At 70.0% G+C, this 16,185-nt stretch carries 16 protein-coding genes; 6 read left to right on the plus strand and 10 right to left on the minus strand.

The window, feature by feature from the left end; all coding sequences use genetic code 11:
- Positions 1-2 precede the first annotated feature (2 nt).
- The 3 genes from AB0K12_RS19330 to AB0K12_RS19340 form a co-directional block, all read right to left on the minus strand.
- Positions 3-1,160: an ROK family transcriptional regulator gene (locus tag AB0K12_RS19330; protein ID WP_364562513.1), complete on the minus strand. Its 1,158-nt coding sequence runs from the start codon at positions 1,158-1,160 to the stop codon at positions 3-5.
- A 175-nt stretch (positions 1,161-1,335) separates the two neighbouring features.
- Positions 1,336-2,208 carry an SDR family oxidoreductase gene (locus tag AB0K12_RS19335; RefSeq protein ID WP_345389477.1) on the minus strand — a complete coding sequence of 291 codons (873 nt, stop codon included), beginning with the start codon at positions 2,206-2,208 and terminating at the stop codon, positions 1,336-1,338.
- Positions 2,209-2,259: 51 nt separating this feature from the next.
- On the minus strand, positions 2,260-3,318 hold the full coding sequence (locus tag AB0K12_RS19340; RefSeq protein WP_364562516.1) for an MBL fold metallo-hydrolase: 1,059 nt from the start codon (positions 3,316-3,318) through the stop codon (positions 2,260-2,262).
- 45 nt (positions 3,319-3,363) lie between these two features.
- On the opposite strand from AB0K12_RS19340, the gene AB0K12_RS19345 reads away from it, so the two are divergent.
- Entirely contained in the window at positions 3,364-4,209 is an 846-nt protein-coding gene (locus AB0K12_RS19345) for a glutathione S-transferase C-terminal domain-containing protein (protein WP_364562519.1), read from the plus strand.
- Here AB0K12_RS19345 and AB0K12_RS19350 read toward each other — a convergent pair.
- Together AB0K12_RS19350 and AB0K12_RS19355 are read right to left on the minus strand one after the other, a co-directional pair.
- The gene (locus AB0K12_RS19350) at positions 4,157-5,446 is read right to left on the minus strand and encodes an MFS transporter (protein WP_364562522.1); all 1,290 of its coding nucleotides are present in this window, start codon (positions 5,444-5,446) and stop codon (positions 4,157-4,159) included. The two genes, AB0K12_RS19345 and AB0K12_RS19350, sit on opposite strands and share 53 nt — an antisense overlap.
- Positions 5,443-6,009, minus strand: a complete 567-nt coding sequence (locus AB0K12_RS19355; protein WP_364562525.1) for a winged helix-turn-helix domain-containing protein — start codon at positions 6,007-6,009, stop codon at positions 5,443-5,445. The genes AB0K12_RS19350 and AB0K12_RS19355 overlap by 4 nt, the downstream gene beginning before the upstream one ends.
- 74 nt (positions 6,010-6,083) lie before the next feature.
- Here AB0K12_RS19355 and AB0K12_RS19360 point away from each other — a divergent pair, with 74 nt between their 5' ends.
- The 5 genes from AB0K12_RS19360 (at position 6,084) to AB0K12_RS19380 (ending at position 12,540) form a co-directional block, all read left to right on the plus strand.
- Positions 6,084-6,728, plus strand: coding sequence for a phenylalanine--tRNA ligase beta subunit-related protein (locus AB0K12_RS19360; protein WP_364562528.1), 645 nt, complete (start codon positions 6,084-6,086; stop codon positions 6,726-6,728).
- A 204-nt stretch (positions 6,729-6,932) separates the two neighbouring features.
- On the plus strand, positions 6,933-10,583 hold the full coding sequence (locus AB0K12_RS19365; protein WP_364562531.1) for a multifunctional oxoglutarate decarboxylase/oxoglutarate dehydrogenase thiamine pyrophosphate-binding subunit/dihydrolipoyllysine-residue succinyltransferase subunit: 3,651 nt from the start codon (positions 6,933-6,935) through the stop codon (positions 10,581-10,583).
- A gap of 102 nt (positions 10,584-10,685) precedes the next feature.
- Entirely contained in the window at positions 10,686-10,865 is a 180-nt protein-coding gene (locus tag AB0K12_RS19370) for a DUF6104 family protein (RefSeq protein WP_080045373.1), read from the plus strand.
- 122 nt (positions 10,866-10,987) lie between these two features.
- Positions 10,988-11,791 (plus strand): DUF4097 family beta strand repeat-containing protein, encoded by an 804-nt coding sequence (locus tag AB0K12_RS19375; RefSeq protein WP_364562535.1) that lies wholly within the window; start codon positions 10,988-10,990, stop codon positions 11,789-11,791.
- Positions 11,788-12,540: a helix-turn-helix transcriptional regulator gene (locus tag AB0K12_RS19380; protein WP_345389496.1), complete on the plus strand. Its 753-nt coding sequence runs from the start codon at positions 11,788-11,790 to the stop codon at positions 12,538-12,540. The genes AB0K12_RS19375 and AB0K12_RS19380 overlap by 4 nt, the downstream gene beginning before the upstream one ends.
- Positions 12,541-12,589: 49 nt before the next feature.
- Here AB0K12_RS19380 and AB0K12_RS19385 read toward each other — a convergent pair whose 3' ends face one another.
- The 5 genes from AB0K12_RS19385 to AB0K12_RS19405 form a co-directional block, all read right to left on the minus strand.
- Positions 12,590-13,450 carry an oxygenase MpaB family protein gene (locus AB0K12_RS19385; RefSeq protein ID WP_364562544.1) on the minus strand — a complete coding sequence of 287 codons (861 nt, stop codon included), beginning with the start codon at positions 13,448-13,450 and terminating at the stop codon, positions 12,590-12,592.
- Positions 13,451-13,525: 75 nt separating this feature from the next.
- The gene (locus AB0K12_RS19390; RefSeq protein WP_364562547.1) at positions 13,526-14,482 is read right to left on the minus strand and encodes a zinc-binding dehydrogenase; all 957 of its coding nucleotides are present in this window, start codon (positions 14,480-14,482) and stop codon (positions 13,526-13,528) included.
- Positions 14,483-14,517: 35 nt separating this feature from the next.
- A complete protein-coding gene (locus tag AB0K12_RS19395) occupies positions 14,518-15,399 on the minus strand; it encodes a hypothetical protein (RefSeq protein WP_364562550.1) in 882 nt (293 codons plus the stop codon).
- A gap of 47 nt (positions 15,400-15,446) precedes the next feature.
- Complete coding sequence (locus AB0K12_RS19400; protein ID WP_364562553.1) at positions 15,447-15,875, minus strand: type II toxin-antitoxin system VapC family toxin; 429 nt, start codon at positions 15,873-15,875, stop codon at positions 15,447-15,449.
- Complete coding sequence (locus AB0K12_RS19405) at positions 15,862-16,143, minus strand: DUF6364 family protein (RefSeq protein ID WP_364562556.1); 282 nt, start codon at positions 16,141-16,143, stop codon at positions 15,862-15,864. Before AB0K12_RS19405 ends, AB0K12_RS19400 begins: the two co-directional genes overlap by 14 nt.
- Positions 16,144-16,185: the final 42 nt, after the last annotated feature.

The following is a 16,185-nucleotide window of genomic DNA, read 5'->3' on the forward strand; positions in this document are numbered from 1 at the left end:
TTTCAGGCGTTGACGATGCGGTTGATGTTGTCCGGTGACAGGTAGTGCTCTATCGCGAGGATTCCGGCGCCCAGTGCGGCGGCGTTGCTCCCCGTACGACTCGGCGTGATCGACAGATGGTGGGTGGCCAGCGGCAGCGACCGGCGGTAGACGGTCTCCCTGATGCCGGCCACCAAGTGCTCGTGCACCCGCGACAGTGCGCCGCCGATGACGATGACCTCGGGGTTGAAGAAGTTGACCAGGCTGGCCAGCACCTCGCCGATGAGGCGGCCGGCCTCCCTGACCAGGCGCAGCGCCTGGGTGTTGCCGGACTGCACGAGCGCCACCACGTCGCCGCCCGACTCGGCGGGCAGGCCGAGCTCGCTCAGGCGGCGCGCGATGGCGGCGCCGCCTGCCACGGCCTCCAGGCAGGCGCTGTTGCCGCACCGGCAGCCGGCGTCGTCGTGGCCGCTGACCCTGATGTGGCCGATGTCGCCGGCCGAGCCCTGGGCGCCCCTGTGCAGCCGGCCGGCGGCCATGATGCCGCAGCCGATGCCGGTGCCGACCTTGACGAACAGCAGGTGGCGGGTGTCGGGGAAGGCGTTGCGGTGCTCGCCCAGCGCCATCACGTTGACGTCGTTGTCCACCAGGACCTCGACGCCGTCGAAGTACTCGGGGATGGGGTAGTCGTTCCAGCCGGGCATGATCGGCGGGTTGTTGGGCCGGCCGGTGGCGAACTCGACCGGGCCTGGCACGCCTATCCCGAGCGCGCGCAGTGCGCTGCGGGGCCGGCTCGCCTGGTCGAGCAGGTGGTCGAGGCGCTGGTCCACGTGGGCGAGCACGCTTTCAGGGCCGTCGCCGATGAGCAGGCCGTCCTCGCACTCGGCGAGCACGTTGCCCGAGATGTCCATGAGCGCGACCCGGCAGTGGGTGGCGCCCAGATCCACGCCGGCGAAGGCGTGGTCCTCGGTGTGCAGGCGCAGCTGGCGCGGCGGCCGGCCACCGGTGGACTCGCCGCTCTCGGTCTCCTCGATCAGGCCGCGCTCGATCAGGGCGTCGACACGCTGGGAGATGGTGGATCTGGCCAGGCCGGTGAGCCTCGCCAGATCGGAACGGGTCGTCGCCGAGCCCGCGCTGATGAGCGTCAGCACGTCGCCGGCGGAACCCGGCTGGGGGGTCATGCCGCGACAATAAGATCACCGATGCGGCAAATCAAGAGCCTTAATCGACCAAACTCGCCTAACTTCCGCCGAAGATCGAACAAAGACCTGTTTGTGCTCAAAATTCCACCGTTCCGACACAAAGGCCCTGTCATCGCGCGCACGACGACAGGGCCCCCGAGAAAAAGCGGACGTGCTAGAGCATGGCCTTCATGGAGTCGCCCGCGGTCAGCACGTACGGCTGCTCGGCCATCACCGACTCCCAGTTGCCGGCGATCACCTCGGGCGTGACGTCGTCGGTCTTGAAGCCGGGGCCCTCAGCCACGAACACCCGCGCCACCCTGCCGCCCCCGACCGTGAACACCTCGCCGCTCGTCTCGCACGACTCGTGCACGAGGTAGGCGACCAGGGCGCTGACCCGCTCGGGGGTGAACTTGGCCTCGAACTCGGCCGGCAGCAGCGCCTCCGTCATGCGGGTCCAGGCGATGGGCGCGATGGCGTTGGCCCTGATGCCGTTGCGCGCGCCCTCGATGCCGATCGTCTTGGTCAGGCCGACCAGGCCCATCTTGGCGGTGGAGTAGTTGGCCTGGCCGAAGTTGCCGAACAGGCCGGCCGGGCTCGAGGTGTTGACGACGCGGCCGTAACCGGCGGCCTTCATCAGCGGGTACGCGGCCTGGCTGACGAGGTAGGAGCCGCGTACGTGCACGGCCAGCACCTGGTCGAAGTCCTCGACGGTCATCTTGCCGAACGACCTGTCACGCAGGATGCCCGCGTTGTTGACGACGATGTCCACCTTGCCGAAGGCGTCGACGGCGGTCTGGACGATGGCCCTGGCGCCTTCGGGGGTCGCGACGTTGTCGGTGCTGGCCACGGCCTGGCCGCCGTTCTTGACGATGAGGTCGGCGACCTCGGCGGCGGGGCCGGCGGACGCGCCGGTGCCGTCGAGCGCGCCGCCGAGGTCGTTGACGACGACCTTGGCCCCCCGCTCGGCCAGCAGGAGCGCGTGCGACCTGCCGAGGCCGTGCCCGGCCCCCGTGATGATCGCGACCCTGTCATCGAACCGAAGCATCGAACCTCCCAGGCAGGAGAACAACATTCTAGTACGCCTACGATAACCGGCTCAGGGCGCGCGCCACAGGTCCGGCTCGCCCGGCTCCCTGACCACTCTCCCCTTGGCCTCCAGCCACGCCAGGTGCGCCAGCGTCTCGTTGTTGGCCGAGCGCCGCATGAACGGCGGGATCGTCTCCCAGGGCCGCGACCAGGTGAGCCGGGTGGCGACGTCCCAGCAGGCCGCCGCGCCGCCCTCGGCCAGCACCTGCTCGATCTCGGCCAGCCGGGCGTCGTGGTGCGCCATCGCGGTGTCCACCCGCTCGGCCAGCTCCAGGAAGCGGTACTCGTGCGCGGGCAGCACCTCGTCCACCTCCAGCTTGCGCACGGCGGCCAGCGCGTCGAGGTAGTCGGCCAGCGGGTTCGGCCCCGACTGCGGGTGCACGGCCACGATGGGCGTGATCTTGGCGAGCACGTGGTCGCCGGAGAACAGCACCCGCCGCTCCGGCGAGACGAAGCACAGGTGGCCGGGCGAGTGCCCCGGCGTCCAGACGGCGCGCAGGTCCCAGCCGGGCAGCTTCATGTCGTCGCCGTCCTCGACCAGGCGGTCCGGCTTGGCCATCGTGACCACGTGCCTGATCATCATGGAGGCGCCGGCCAGCTCGTCCAGGGTCAGGTCGGGCACGCCGCAGCGGCGCAGCAGCGCGCGCTCGCGCTCCACCAAGGAGTCGATGAGCGCGTCGTCGTAGCGCTCGCGGATGAGGCGGGCGTCGGCCGGGTGCAGCGCGATCCAGGCGCCCGACGCCTCGCGGACCCGCCCGGCCAGGCCGTAGTGGTCGGGGTGGATGTGGGTGACGAGCACGCCCTTGACGTCGGTGATCGCGTATCCGGCCACGCCCAGGCCGGCCGCGAGCGCGTCGTACGCCTCGTCGGTGTTCCAGCCGGCGTCGATGATCGCCACGCCGTCGGGCAGCTCGAGTGCGTAGACCAGCACGTACCGGAGGGGGTTGATCGGGATCGGGACCGGGATGGACCACAAACCGGGACGTACGCGCTCGACGCCGGGGACGGCCCCGCCGAGCCACGCCTCCCGCTGTGCCACGTTCGCAGGGGTCACCATGAATTTCGCCACGTGCCGAATATAGTTCTGTAGCAGAATCGTGTTCTACTAGGGGTCATGAAGCTGAGCCGCGAGATCTCGAATGATGGCCGCTTCGTCCGCCAGCCGAACCGTTTCACGGATCGGCTCGGCCCGCCCGAGCCCGGCCGCTACCGCCTCTACGCCTCCTACGCCTGCCCGTGGGCCCAGCGCGTGCTCATCGTCCGCAAGCTGCTCGGCCTCGAAGAGCTGCTCGACGTCGCGATCACCGACCCCATCCGCGACGAGAAGGGCTGGCGGGTGCCCGGCGGCGACCCCGAGTACCTGTCGGAGCTCTACCACGCCACCGACCCCGGCTACGTGGGCCGCTACACCGTCCCGTGCATCTGGGACACCCAGGACGAGCGCATCGTCACCAACGACTTCCCCCAGATCACCCTCGATCTGGAGACGTCATGGGGCACCTCGCCCAACCTCTATCCCGAGCGCCTGCGCCCCGACGTCGACATCATGAACGACCGCCTCTATCACGGCCTGAACAACGCGGTCTACGAGGCGGGCTTCTCCCGTGACCAGCAGGTGTACGAGGAGGCGGTGGCCCGCGTCTTCACCACCCTCGACTTCCTGGAGGTGCGCCTGGCGGAGTCGGAGTTCCTCTTCGACACCCTCACCGACAGCGACGTGCGCCTCTACACCACGCTGGCGCGCTTCGACACGGTCTACCACACGCACTTCAAGTGCTCCGTCCGGCGACTGGTGGACTATCCGGCGCTGTGGGCGTACGCCAGGCGCCTCTATGCCATCCCGGCCTTCCACGAGACCACCGACTTCGACCAGATCAAGCGTCATTACTACCTCACCCAGACCGCCATCAACCCGAGCCGGATCGTGCCGGTAGGGCCTGAGCTGGACTGGAGCCTCTAGCGCCGCCGGCCGGCATCCGGACGAACAGCAGCGTCGAGGCCAGCAGCACCACGACCACGACCCCCCAGGCCGTGGCCAGGCCCGCCTGGGCGGCCAGCGCGCCGAGCGCCAGGTTCGCCGCCGCGCCGCCGCCCTGCAGGGCCAGCGAGGACGTCGAGGTCACGGTGGTGCGGTCGGCCGCGGTGACCGCCTTGTGCGTCAGCTCCAGGCAGAGCACCGAGGCGATCGCGAGGCCGACGAACAGCACGACGTAGGCGAGGCCCGCGCTCGCCGTGCCCGCCGGGCCGTCCAGCTCCGCCGTGGCGGCCAGCGCGGCGACGGCCAGGGCGCTCAGCACCGTCCCCGTGATCGCTCCCCGCGCCGAGCTCCCGGTGAGCCGGGCCGCGCGGGGCGCGAGCGCGCTGCCCGCCGCGCTGCCGGCGAACCCGAGCGCCGCGACCACCGCGTAGAACAGGCTGCCCCGCTCGGCCGTGCCGGCCAGCTCGGCCAGCCGGCCCGGCGTGAGCAGCTCGACACTCGTCAGCATGACGCCCGAGACCGCGGCGGCGCCCATCATGCGGCGCAGCACCGGCCCGCCCGCCGCCAGCCTGACGCCGGAGACGATCGTGGCGGGCACCTCGCGCAGCACGTCCGCGAACGTCCTGCGGCCGTGCGCCGGCTCGGGCAGCGTGAACAGCACCACGACCAGCAGCACCGCAGCAGCCACCGCGCCCGCCAGCGGGGGCGCGGCCAGCGGGAACATCAGCGAAGGCGGCACCAGCAGCGGCAGGCAGCCGCCGGCCAGCACGCCCGCGCACAAGGCCACGGACTCCATCACCGCGCCCTTGGCCAGGCCCGGCTTGAGGTCGGCGTCGTGGCCCTCGACGGCGTGCAGCGTGTCGACGTACCAGGAGGTGGCGGGGCCGCTGGACAGCGCCCTGGCCACGCCCTTGAGCACGCCGCTCACCAGGAACATCCAGAACGTCGTTGACACGCTGAGCATCGCGAGCGAGACCACCGTGAAGGCGGCCGACGCGGCCAGCACCACCCGGCGCCCCACGACGTCGGACAGCCCGCCGGTGGGCAGCTCCAGGCTAAGGGTGACGATCGAGAACACGGTGGTGACCAGCCCGATCTGGGCCAGGCCGAGCCCCCGTTCGCTCATCAGCAGCACCATGCCGGCCACCATCAGCCCCATGGGAAGCCAGGTCAGGAAATTGACCAGCATGTAGCGACGCAGTGCCGATCGTGCGGTCATGACTCGTCCCTCCGCTTCTGGGGAAAGCCCCCCACGAAAACGTGGACCGGCTGCACGCCGGGGGCGCTCTCGTGGCGGGCGGCGAGCTCGTTCAGCAGGTCCTGGGACCGCCTCAGGAACTCCGTCAGCGCCGCAGGGGGCAGCTCGAAGAGGTGGTCGTCGATGCCGGCCGCCTCGACCCACTCCGGCGACCAGGCGTCCTCGTCGAAGCCCAGCACCGCCTCGGCCAGCACCTCGGCCTGCCGCGTCCTGATGACCTCGACCGCCTCGCGCCCGCCCGGCACCTCGACCATCTCGCGGCTGTTCCACGAGGTGTAGCGGTGGCGGGCGCGCCAGCGGCGCTCGCGGCCGTCGCGGCCTTCCGTGTCCTCCTCGATGAAGCCGTACTTGAACAGCTCGCGCAGGTGGTAGCTGGTCGAGCCCGAGCTCTCGCCGGTCCTGCGGCCGAGCTCGCTGGCCGTGGCGGGGCCTTCCGAGCGCAGCAGGCCGAGCAGTCGGCCGCGCAGCGGGTGCGCGACCACCTTGAGCGCCTGCGGGTCACTGATCTTGTACCGGTCCTCCATGTCCCTGACGATAGACCGCAAAGACCTTTTTGCAAAGGGATTTTTGCGGTTTTCCCGGCTCCTAGACTGTGGGGATGCTCGACGACATCTGGGTTGACGACTCCGTCTTCGCACTGCGCCCCGACTTCGCGGTGCTGGTCATGACCGCACACGGCCTGCGCAACGGGCCCACCGACGACCGGTCGCGCGCCTGGCTGAAGGCGGCCGGCGAAGAGGAGATCCAGACCGCCAAGATCGACGCCTGGAAAGAGGCCTACCGCGCGTTCGGCGCCAAGCCGCAGCGCACCCGCCCCTCGGTCGACGCGCTCACCCGGCGCATGCCGCTGCCGGAGATCAACCAGGCGGTCGACGCGTACAACTCGGTGAGCGTCAGGCACGCGCTGCCCATCGGCGGCGAGGACCTCGACCGCTACGTCGGCCCCGCGCGGCTCGTACGGGCCGCCGGCGACGAGCCGTCGGAGGAGGCGCTCGGTCAGCCCGAGCCAGGCGAGGTCATCTGGCGCGACGACGAGGGCGTCACCTGCCGCCGCTGGAACTGGCGCCAGGTCGTGCGCACCCGGCTCACCGAGGACACCACCAACGCGATCTTCCTGCTCGAACGCCTAGAGCCGATGTCGCTGGAGGAGCTGGAGCAGGCCGGCGACGAGCTCGCCGCGCTCCTCGCGGAGCTGTCGCCTGACGTGCGCATCGCCCGCAGACTGCTGACCTCGGGGAAATAAACCTCCCCCACAGGTGTTGATACCAAAGAGTAATAAAGGCTGCACCACCCGGATTGACTAGGGGGGCGTGACGTCTTTGCACGGTCCTGGGACGATCGTTCGAGGCGGCACGCCCTCTTGGGCGCGCAGTGCCGGTCCGGGCGAGTAGCCTTGGACAGGTTCTCTAACATCAACGCCGATCTGCGGAAGAGGGCGATTTCCGCCGTGTCGTCTGAGTCGTCGCGGACAAACCCGCTGGCAAGCTTTGGTCAGAACGAATGGCTTGTCGACGAGCTGTACCAGAAGTACCTCCAAGATCCAGAGTCGGTCGACAAGGCCTGGTGGAACTTCTTCGCTGACTACAACCCTGATTACGGACCGGGCCGATCCCCGGTCAGGGAGGCGGCGAACGGCACTGTGACCGCGCCCGCGCCTCCCAAGGCGCCGCCGAAGGCGCCACCCGCGGCTCCGGCCGCGGCTGACAAGCCGAAGCAGCCCGCCACCCCGGTGCCCAAGGGCGCCGAGGAGGTCAAGCTGCGCGGTGCGGCGGCCCGCACGGCCGCCAACATGGACCTGTCGCTGTCGGTGCCGACCGCGACCAGCGTCCGTGCCATCCCGGCCAAGCTGCTCATCGACAACCGCATCGTGATCAACAATCACCTCAAGCGGGGCCGCGGCGGCAAGGTCTCCTTCACGCACCTGATCGGGTTCGCGATCGTCAAGGCGCTGAAGGCCATGCCGGAGATGAACTACTCCTACGCGGAGATCGACGGCAAGCCCACGCTGGTCAAGCCCGAGCACGTCGGCTTCGGCCTGGCCATCGACGTCCAGAAGAGCAACGGCGACCGCCAGCTCCTCGTGCCCTCGATCAAGGGCGCCGAGGAGATGGACTTCCGCCAGTTCTGGATGGCCTACGAAGAGGTCGTACGCAAGGCGCGGGCCGGCAAGCTCGGCGTCGACGACTTCTCCGGCACCACGATCTCGCTGACCAACCCCGGCACCATCGGCACCGTCCACTCCGTGCCGCGCCTGATGCCCGGCCAGGGCACCATCATCGGCGTCGGCGCCATGGAATACCCGGCCGAATACCAGGGCGCGTCGCCCGACACGCTGTCGCGCCTGGCCGTCTCCAAGGTCATGACGCTGACCAGCACCTACGACCACCGGATCATCCAGGGCGCCCAGTCGGGCGACTTCCTGCGCCAGATCCACCGGTTGCTGCTCGGCGAGGACGGCTTCTACGACGAGATCTTCGAGGCGCTGCGGATCCCGTACGAGCCGGTCCGCTGGGTCCAGGACATCTCGGCCTCCCACGACGACGACGTGGCCAAGTCCGCCCGCGTGATCGAGCTGATCCACGCCTACCGCGTGCGCGGCCACCTCATGGCCGAGACCGACCCGCTGGAGTACAAGCAGCGCAAGCACCCCGACCTCGACATCCAGAGCCACGGCCTGACGCTGTGGGACCTCGAGCGCGAGTTCGCCACCGGCGGTTTCGGCGGCCGCCCGCTGATGAAGCTGCGCGAGATCCTGGGCGTGCTGCGCGACTCCTACTGCCGCACGGTCGGCATCGAGTACATGCACATCCAGAACCCCGAGGAGCGGGCCTGGATCCAGGCGCGGGTGGAGAAGCCGCACAAGTCGCCCGAGCGCGACGAGCAGCTCAACATCCTGTCGCGGCTCAACACCGCCGAGGCGTTCGAGACGTTCCTGCAGACGAAGTTCGTCGGCCAGAAGCGCTTCTCGCTGGAGGGCGGCGAGTCCCTCATCCCGCTGCTCGACTCGGTGATCAGCGACGCCGCCGACGAGGACCTCGACGAGGTCGTCATCGGCATGGCCCACCGCGGCCGGCTCAACGTGCTGGCCAACATCGTCGGCAAGTCCTACGCGCAGATCTTCGGCGAGTTCGAGGGCAACATCGACCCCCGCACCGCCCACGGCTCCGGCGACGTGAAGTACCACCTGGGCGCCACCGGCACGTTCACCGCGCCGAGCGGCAAGACGATCACCGCGTCCGTGGTCGCCAACCCCTCCCACCTGGAGGCGGTCGACCCGGTGCTGGAGGGCGTCGTCCGCGCCAAGCAGGACCTTCTCGAACGCGGCGAGGAGGGCTTCACCGTCCTTCCCGTCCTCGTCCACGGCGACGCGGCCTTCGCCGGCCAGGGCGTGGTGGCCGAGACGCTCAACCTGTCGCAGCTGCGCGGCTACCGCACCGGCGGCACCGTGCACGTCGTGGTCAACAACCAGGTCGGCTTCACCACCTCGCCCGCCTCGTCCCGCTCGTCGGTCTACGCGACCGACGTCGCGCGGATGATCCAGGCGCCGATCTTCCACGTCAACGGCGACGACCCCGAGGCCGTCGTGCGGGTGGGCCAGCTGGCCTACGAATACCGCCAGGCGTTCCGCAAGGACGTCGTCATCGACCTCATCTGCTACCGCCGCCGCGGCCACAACGAGGGCGACAACCCCGCCTTCACCCAGCCGCTGATGTACGACCTCATCGACGCCAAGCGCTCGACCCGCAAGCTCTACACCGAGGCCCTGATCGGCCGCGGCGACATCACGGTCGAAGAGGCCGAGCAGGCGCTGCGCGACTACCAGGCCAAGCTGGAGCAGGCGTTCACCGAGGTCCGCGAGGCGGCGAAGAAGCCCAAGGAGGCGGCCGCCATGCGGGTGCCGCCGACCGAGGTCGTCAAGTGGTCCCACGCCGACACCCCGACCGCGATCAGCGACGAGACGCTCAAGCGCATCGTCGACACCCAGCTCAGCCTGCCCGAGGGCTTCACGCCGCATCCGCGTCTCGCGCCGGTGCTGCAGCGCCGCGGCCAGATGGTCGAGCAGGACTCGATCGACTGGGCGATGGGCGAGACGCTGGCCTTCGGCTCGCTGCTGATCGACGGCCACCCGGTGCGCCTGGTCGGCCAGGACTCCAGGCGCGGCACGTTCACCCAGCGCCACGCCGTCCTCGTCGACCGCATGACCGGCGCCGACCACACGCCGCTCAAGACCTTCAACCAGGGCACCACGAAGTTCTACGTCTACGACTCGCTGCTCAGCGAGTTCGCGGCGCTCGGCTTCGAATACGGCTACAGCGTGGTCAGGCCCGACGCCCTGGTCTGCTGGGAGGCGCAGTTCGGCGATTTCGTCAACGGCGCCCAGACGATCATCGACGAGTTCATCTCGTCGGGCGAGCAGAAGTGGGGCCAGAGGTCCTCGGTCGTGCTGCTGCTGCCGCACGGCTACGAGGGCCAGGGCCCCGACCACTCCTCGGCCCGCATCGAGCGCTTCCTCCAGGTGTGCGCGCTCGACAACATGACCGTCGCCCAGCCCACCACGCCGGCCAACTACTTCCACCTGCTGCGCTGGCAGGTGGAGTCCGAGCGGCACAAGCCGCTGGTGGTCTTCACGCCGAAGGTGCTGCTGCGTCACAAGGCGGCCACCTCCAAGGCGTCCGACTTCACCTCGGGCACCTTCCAGCCGGTCCTCGGTGACACCACCGTCGACCCGGCCAAGGTGACCAAGGTCGTGCTCACCTCGGGCAAGCTCTACTACGAGCTGCTCGCGCAGCGCGAGAAGACCGGGCGCGACGACGTGGCGCTGGTCCGGCTGGAGCGGCTCTACCCGTTCCCGGCGGAGGAGCTGGCGGCCGAGCTGACCCGCTACGGCGCGCAGGCCGAGCTGGTCTGGGCCCAGGACGAGCCCACCAACATGGGTCCGTGGCCCTACCTCACGCTCAAGCTGGCCGAGGACCCGCAGGTGCTGGGCGGCCGGTCGCTCCGCCGGGTGTCGCGGACGGCCAACAGCTCGCCGGCGACCGGTTCGCACAACGCGCACGACCGGGAGCTCGAGGAGATCCTGCACCAGATCTTCGGCTGAGCATTCATGTGATCGACGGTGAGCCCCCTGCCCCGCGTGGCCGGGGGCTCACTGCTGTCAGTCAGACGGGGCGGCGTCGCCCCGGGTAGTCGAGGGAGAACCATGTACTTCACCGATCGGGGGATCGAAGAGCTGGTCGAGCGGCGTGGCGAGGAAGAGGTCAGCCTGCTGTGGCTGGGCGAGCGGCTGCGCGAGTTCGTCGATCTCAACCCCGAGTTCGAGACGCCGATCGAGCGGCTGGCCACGTGGCTGGCCCGGCTCGACGACGACGAGGACGACTGACCGCCGCTCGCCTGGAGGAGCGCGGCGGTAGTCTCGAAGCAAAACGCGATACATCTTGAGTTTCGGGCATACGCGACATATCGTGTCTTGCGTAGGGATGACGCCAGGGAAAGGGCGGGAGCATGCAACAGTGGACGATCGACGCGCCGGACCGGCTCACCTTCGACCAGGTCGACGACCTCGACGTACGCATCGTCGCGGGTCGGCTCGACGTCCTGGCCAGTGACGGACCGCCCACCCTGGAGATCGCCGAGATCGCGTCGGCCTCGCCGCTCCTCGTCACCTACGACGAGGAGACCCGCACGCTCACCGTCGCCTACCGCGACCTCACCTGGGACGGCCTGCTCGGCTGGCTGCGCCGCGACCAACGCAGAACCGTGCTGTCCATCGCCGTCCCCAAGACCTGCCGGGTCAAAGCGGGCGTCGTCACGGCGCCGGCCGTGGTCGCCGGGTTCGAGCGCGTCACGGACGTCAAGAGCGTCTCCGGCGAGATCGTGCTCGACGGCGTCAGCGGCGAGGTGACGGCCAACACCGTCTCCGGCCCGGTCGAGACCCGCGCCATGGACGGCGACCTGTCGTTCATCAGCGTCTCGGGCGACCTCACCGTGGCCGACGGCACGCCGCACCGGCTCAAGGCCAACACCGTCTCCGGCCGCATCACCGCCGACCTGTCCCTGCGCCCCACCGGACACGTGACACTCAACAGCGTCTCCGGTGACATCCTGGTCAGGCTGCCCGAGAACGTGGAGGCGGACGTCACCGCCCGATCCACCTCCGGCCGGCTCGTCAGCACCTTCGAGGAACTGTCCACCAAGAGCTCCCCCGGCATGAAGTCGATGTCCGGGCGGCTCGGCGGCGGCATGGCCTCGCTGTCGGCCACCACGGTCTCCGGCGAGGTCACGCTGCTCAAGGGAGAGAAGGAATGAGCCCTGTCTTCGGTCACGGCCGGCTCCGGCTGTACCTGCTCAAGCTGCTGGACGAGAGCCCGCGCCACGGCTACGAGGTCATCCGGCTGCTCCAGGACCGCTTCCTCGGCGTCTACTCGCCCTCCCCCGGCACCATCTACCCACGCCTGGCCAGGCTGGAGGAAGAGGGCCTGGTGACGCACGAGGTGGTCGAGGGCAAGAAGGTGTTCTCCATCACCGACAAGGGCCGCGAGGAGCTCAACGACCGGCTCGACGAGCTCGCCGACCTGGAGCAGGAGATCTCCGCCTCCGTCCGCGACATCGCGCGCGAGGTCAAGGAGGACGTTCGCGACACCGTACGCTCACTGCGCGACGAGCTGACCCGAATGGCCAAGGACGTGCGCACCGGCGCCGCCGAGGACACCAGGCGGCTGCGCCGCCAGCAGAAGGAGGACCTCAAGCGGCTGCGGGACGAGCAGAAACGCCAGTGGATGGAGCACGCCTACCACTGGCAGGACGAGGGCGAGCGGCTCAGCAGGGAGTGGCGCAGGATCTGGCAGGAGGCGTGGAGCACGCTCGGCGGCCCACCGCCCGGCGGCCCCGCCGGCCGCGCCGACCTGGACGCCGAGCTGGGCGAGCTGCTCGCCGACTTCGTCGGCCAGGCCCGCCGCGACGCCTCCGAGGCCCGCCTGACCCCCGACAAACTGGCCGAACTCCGCACGACCCTCACCGAAAGCGCCACCCGCATCCGCGAAATCCTCGACCGCTGACCCACCCACACCCCTGGCCGGGGCGGGGGCTCCTCCGGCGAACGTGGAGTCAGGCGGAGCGGAGGTGCTGGGGGGTGGGGCGGCGGGTCCGGCGGGCCGCTCGGCGGGCCTGGTAGGCGAGCGGCATGTAGCGCAGGCGTTCCGGGAGGCGCGGGTTGAGCATCGCCACCGCGTGGCCCAAGCGGCGTAAGCGGCGTTCGTCGCGGGCCGTCCAACGTAAGCCGAGCGTGCGCCGGACGGCCGGTGGCAGGGTGCCGGCCGTGAGGAAGGACGTCAACTCCCCCGCTCCGGCCCCGACCGGCCGCCACAACCGCCGCAGCGGAACGGGCAGTCCGGGCGGCGCGGGAGTGCCGCGCATGGCGGCCAGCACGTCGAGGGCGGTCGGGTGAGCTTCGAGCCGCTCGGCCACCATCCTGTCGAAGTACGCACGGAACGCCGGCAGATCGGCGGGCACCTCACGCTCGGGCACCCGCAGGATCGCTCCGAGCTGCCGCGACTCCTCGTAGAACAGCTCCAACTGGCCCGTCGTGTACGGGGTGCCGAAATAGCGGTTGAGCGTGATGAACCGCTCGAACAACGTCAGATGCACCCAGGCCCACGCCTCACCGTTCAGGGCGTGGTAGCGCCGGCCCTGCTCGTCCACACCGCCGATCGGCTCGTGCAACCGCCGCAGCCGCTGCCCTTCGGCCGGCCCCTCGGCGCCGCCGTACACCCACTTCTGCACGGAGATCAGCGTGCGCTGCAGCCGCCCCCACGGATCCTGCTTGTACGTCGAGTGCTCCCCCACCGCGGCCCCCACGGCCGGATGCATGGTCTGCAGCACCAGCGCGCTGCCCGCGATGAGCAGGTTGCGGTACTCCCCAGCGGTGTCCCAGTGCATCGAACCCGGGCCGAACGGCACAACGTCCACGCTGATCACTCCTGGGTGAGACGCCTCATCCTTCTTGTATCACCCAGAAGTCAGCAGAAGTAACTTGTCACTTATCTAACGGGTAAAGACGATCTTCCCGAAGATGTCCCCTGACGCCAGCGCGGAGAACCCGTCGCGCGCCTCCGCCATCGGCATCACCCGGTCGACCACCGGCCGCACCCCCGTCTGCTCCAGGAACACCGCCAGCCGCCGCAACTGCTCCCGCGTCCCCATCGTCGAACCCACCACCGACAGCTGCAGGAAGAAGACCCGGTTGAGGTCGGCGGGCGGCACCGCGCCACTGGTCGCCCCGCACACGACGATGCGCCCGCCCGGCTTGAGCGACTTGAGCGAGTGGTCCCACGTGGCCTGCCCGACCGTCTCCATCACCGCGTCCACCCGCTCGGGCAGCCGCGCCCCCGGCTCGAACACCTGGTCCGCACCCAGCTCCAGGGCCGCCGCCCGCTTGCCCTCCGTCCGGCTGGTGGCCCAGATCCGGTAGCCGGCCGCCCGGCCCAGCGCGATCAGCGCCGTCGCCACGCCGCCGCCCGCTCCCTGCACGAGCACGGTCGAGCCCGGCTCCAGCCCGGCCTTCTCGAACAACATCCGGTACGCGGTCAGCCACGCCGTCGGCAGGCAGGCGGCGTGCTCGAAACTCAGCGCCGCCGGCTTGGGCACCAGGTTGCGCCGCGGCACCGCCACCCGGTCGGCGAACGTGCCGTCGTGCACCTCCGACAGCAGCGAACGCTTCGGGTCGAGCGTCTCGTCGGGGCCGGAGCCGATCACGGAGTGCACGATGACCTCGTTGCCCTCCTCGTCCACGCCGGCGGCGTCGCAGCCCAGCACGATCGGCAGGCGGTCCTGGCGGATGCCGACGCCCTTGAGCGTCCACAGGTCGTGGTGGTTGAGCGCGGCGGCGCGTACGGTGACGGTCGTCCACCCGTCCGGCACCTTCGGCTCGGGGTGCTCGCCCAGCGTCAGTCCGGCGAGCGGGTTGTCGGGATCGATCTGCGTGGCGGTAACGGCGAACATGGCCGCACCCTACAACCGCCACCCACATCCGGCGGTCAGCGGAGGGTGATGCGGAGGTCGTTGAGGACGGCGCGGCGGAACTCGGGTGGGCCGGTGACCGCTACCAGGACGTCGCCGCGGCAGACCATCTCGCCGCGCCGCCCGCGGCCGTCGGTGACCGCCGGCATCTTGGCCTTGGACGCGCAGTCGGGCGTCGGGACGAGTGCCACCAGCTCGCCCATCCCGCCGCCGAACCACAGTTGCGGCCCCGCGGGATAGCCCCGCACGACCGTGCCGGGCGGGGCCAGCCGGACGTCCTTGCCGGCCGACAGCACGAGGTAGCCGTCCTTGGTCACCCGGCCCTTCATCTGGCGGGCCAGCGTCATCCGCTGCTCGAACGTCAGCCCCGGCCCCCGGTCATAGACGGCCAGCCGCCACGGCCCGAACGCGAACAGCAGCACCTGCCCGTAGGACCCGCCACCGGCCTGGCGCGGCCAGAGGGTGACGTTGGAGGTGAAGTTCCTGATGGGCTGCCCGCCCCGGGTGATCTCGACCTCACCGAGGTAGGGAGCGACGAACTGCCGGAACCGCCCGTCGACCCACCCGCCCCAGAACGGCCGCGACCCCATCTCAGCGAGCCCCAGCTCAGCCGGATAGCGCACCTCACCCCGGGCGCCGTCGGGGAACACGAGCCGCAGCACCCGGTCGCCGCCCTTGCGGGTGGCGGGCGCGGTGAGGATGTTGGGCTCGCTCTGCACCCTGGTGAGGGACCGGACCGGCGCGGGCGTCGGCCCCTCGGCGTCGGTCATGGGGGCGGGCTCGCGCCGGTTGAGCAGGTTGACGGCACAGATGACCACCAGCGCCACCACCACCGTCACTCCGACCCACCGGCGGCGGCCGCGCCCTCCTGCCTCGATGACGTCGAACCGGTCAGCCACCGAAGTTCCTAGCCGAGTAGTGCTGGCTTGCGCCCTTTGTCCTCAGTTCAGTTGAGCGGCGACCGCCAGCGCAACCCCTCGAACCGGGCGAAGTCGGTATCGCAGGTCACAAATTCACAACCGTGCTCGATGGCGAGCGCGGCGAGATAGGCGTCGGGGATGAGGTTGCCCATGGCCCCGGCCTGGCGACTGAGCCGGGTGAAGATCTCCCAGTGTCGGCCGGCGGCGCTGATCACCGTCGCCTGCGGCCGGTCGCGATAGGCCTCGGCGAAGGCCAGGGCGCTTTCCAGCGGATCGGGCTCCTTGTAGATGCGCGAATGGGTGACGATGCGGATGAAGCCGTTGACGACGAAGTCGCTCACGGCGTAGGCGGACTCGCCGTTGACCATCTCCTCGAGGAAGGCGTGGCAGAGCTTGTGGTCGGCCGACTCGGGCCGGAAGGCGTTGACGAGGACGTTGGTGTCAGCGAGCAGCATCGCGCGCCTCCTTGAGGATCCGCTCCTCGTCGTCGAGGTCGTAGACGATGTGCTCCAGCTTCTCGCCGGCGTCGAGCCGCTCCTGAACCCAGGGCTGGAACCCGGCCGGAGCCGTTGACATGACGAGCTCCACGCGGGGCCGTTCGGCCGCCTCCGTGGAGCGGTTGAGCAGTTGGCGCAAGGCGTCCTCCATCACTGAGGTGAGACTTCGTCCGTTTCTGGCCGCGTATGCCTTCGCCTCGTTGAGGAGCGCTTCGTCGATGCGCACTGTTGTCCTCCGCATGGCTCCAGCGTGGGCCGGTGACATAAA

The organism is Nonomuraea sp. NPDC049419 (assembly GCF_040676995.1).
GTDB lineage: Bacteria > Actinomycetota > Actinomycetes > Streptosporangiales > Streptosporangiaceae > Nonomuraea > Nonomuraea salmonea.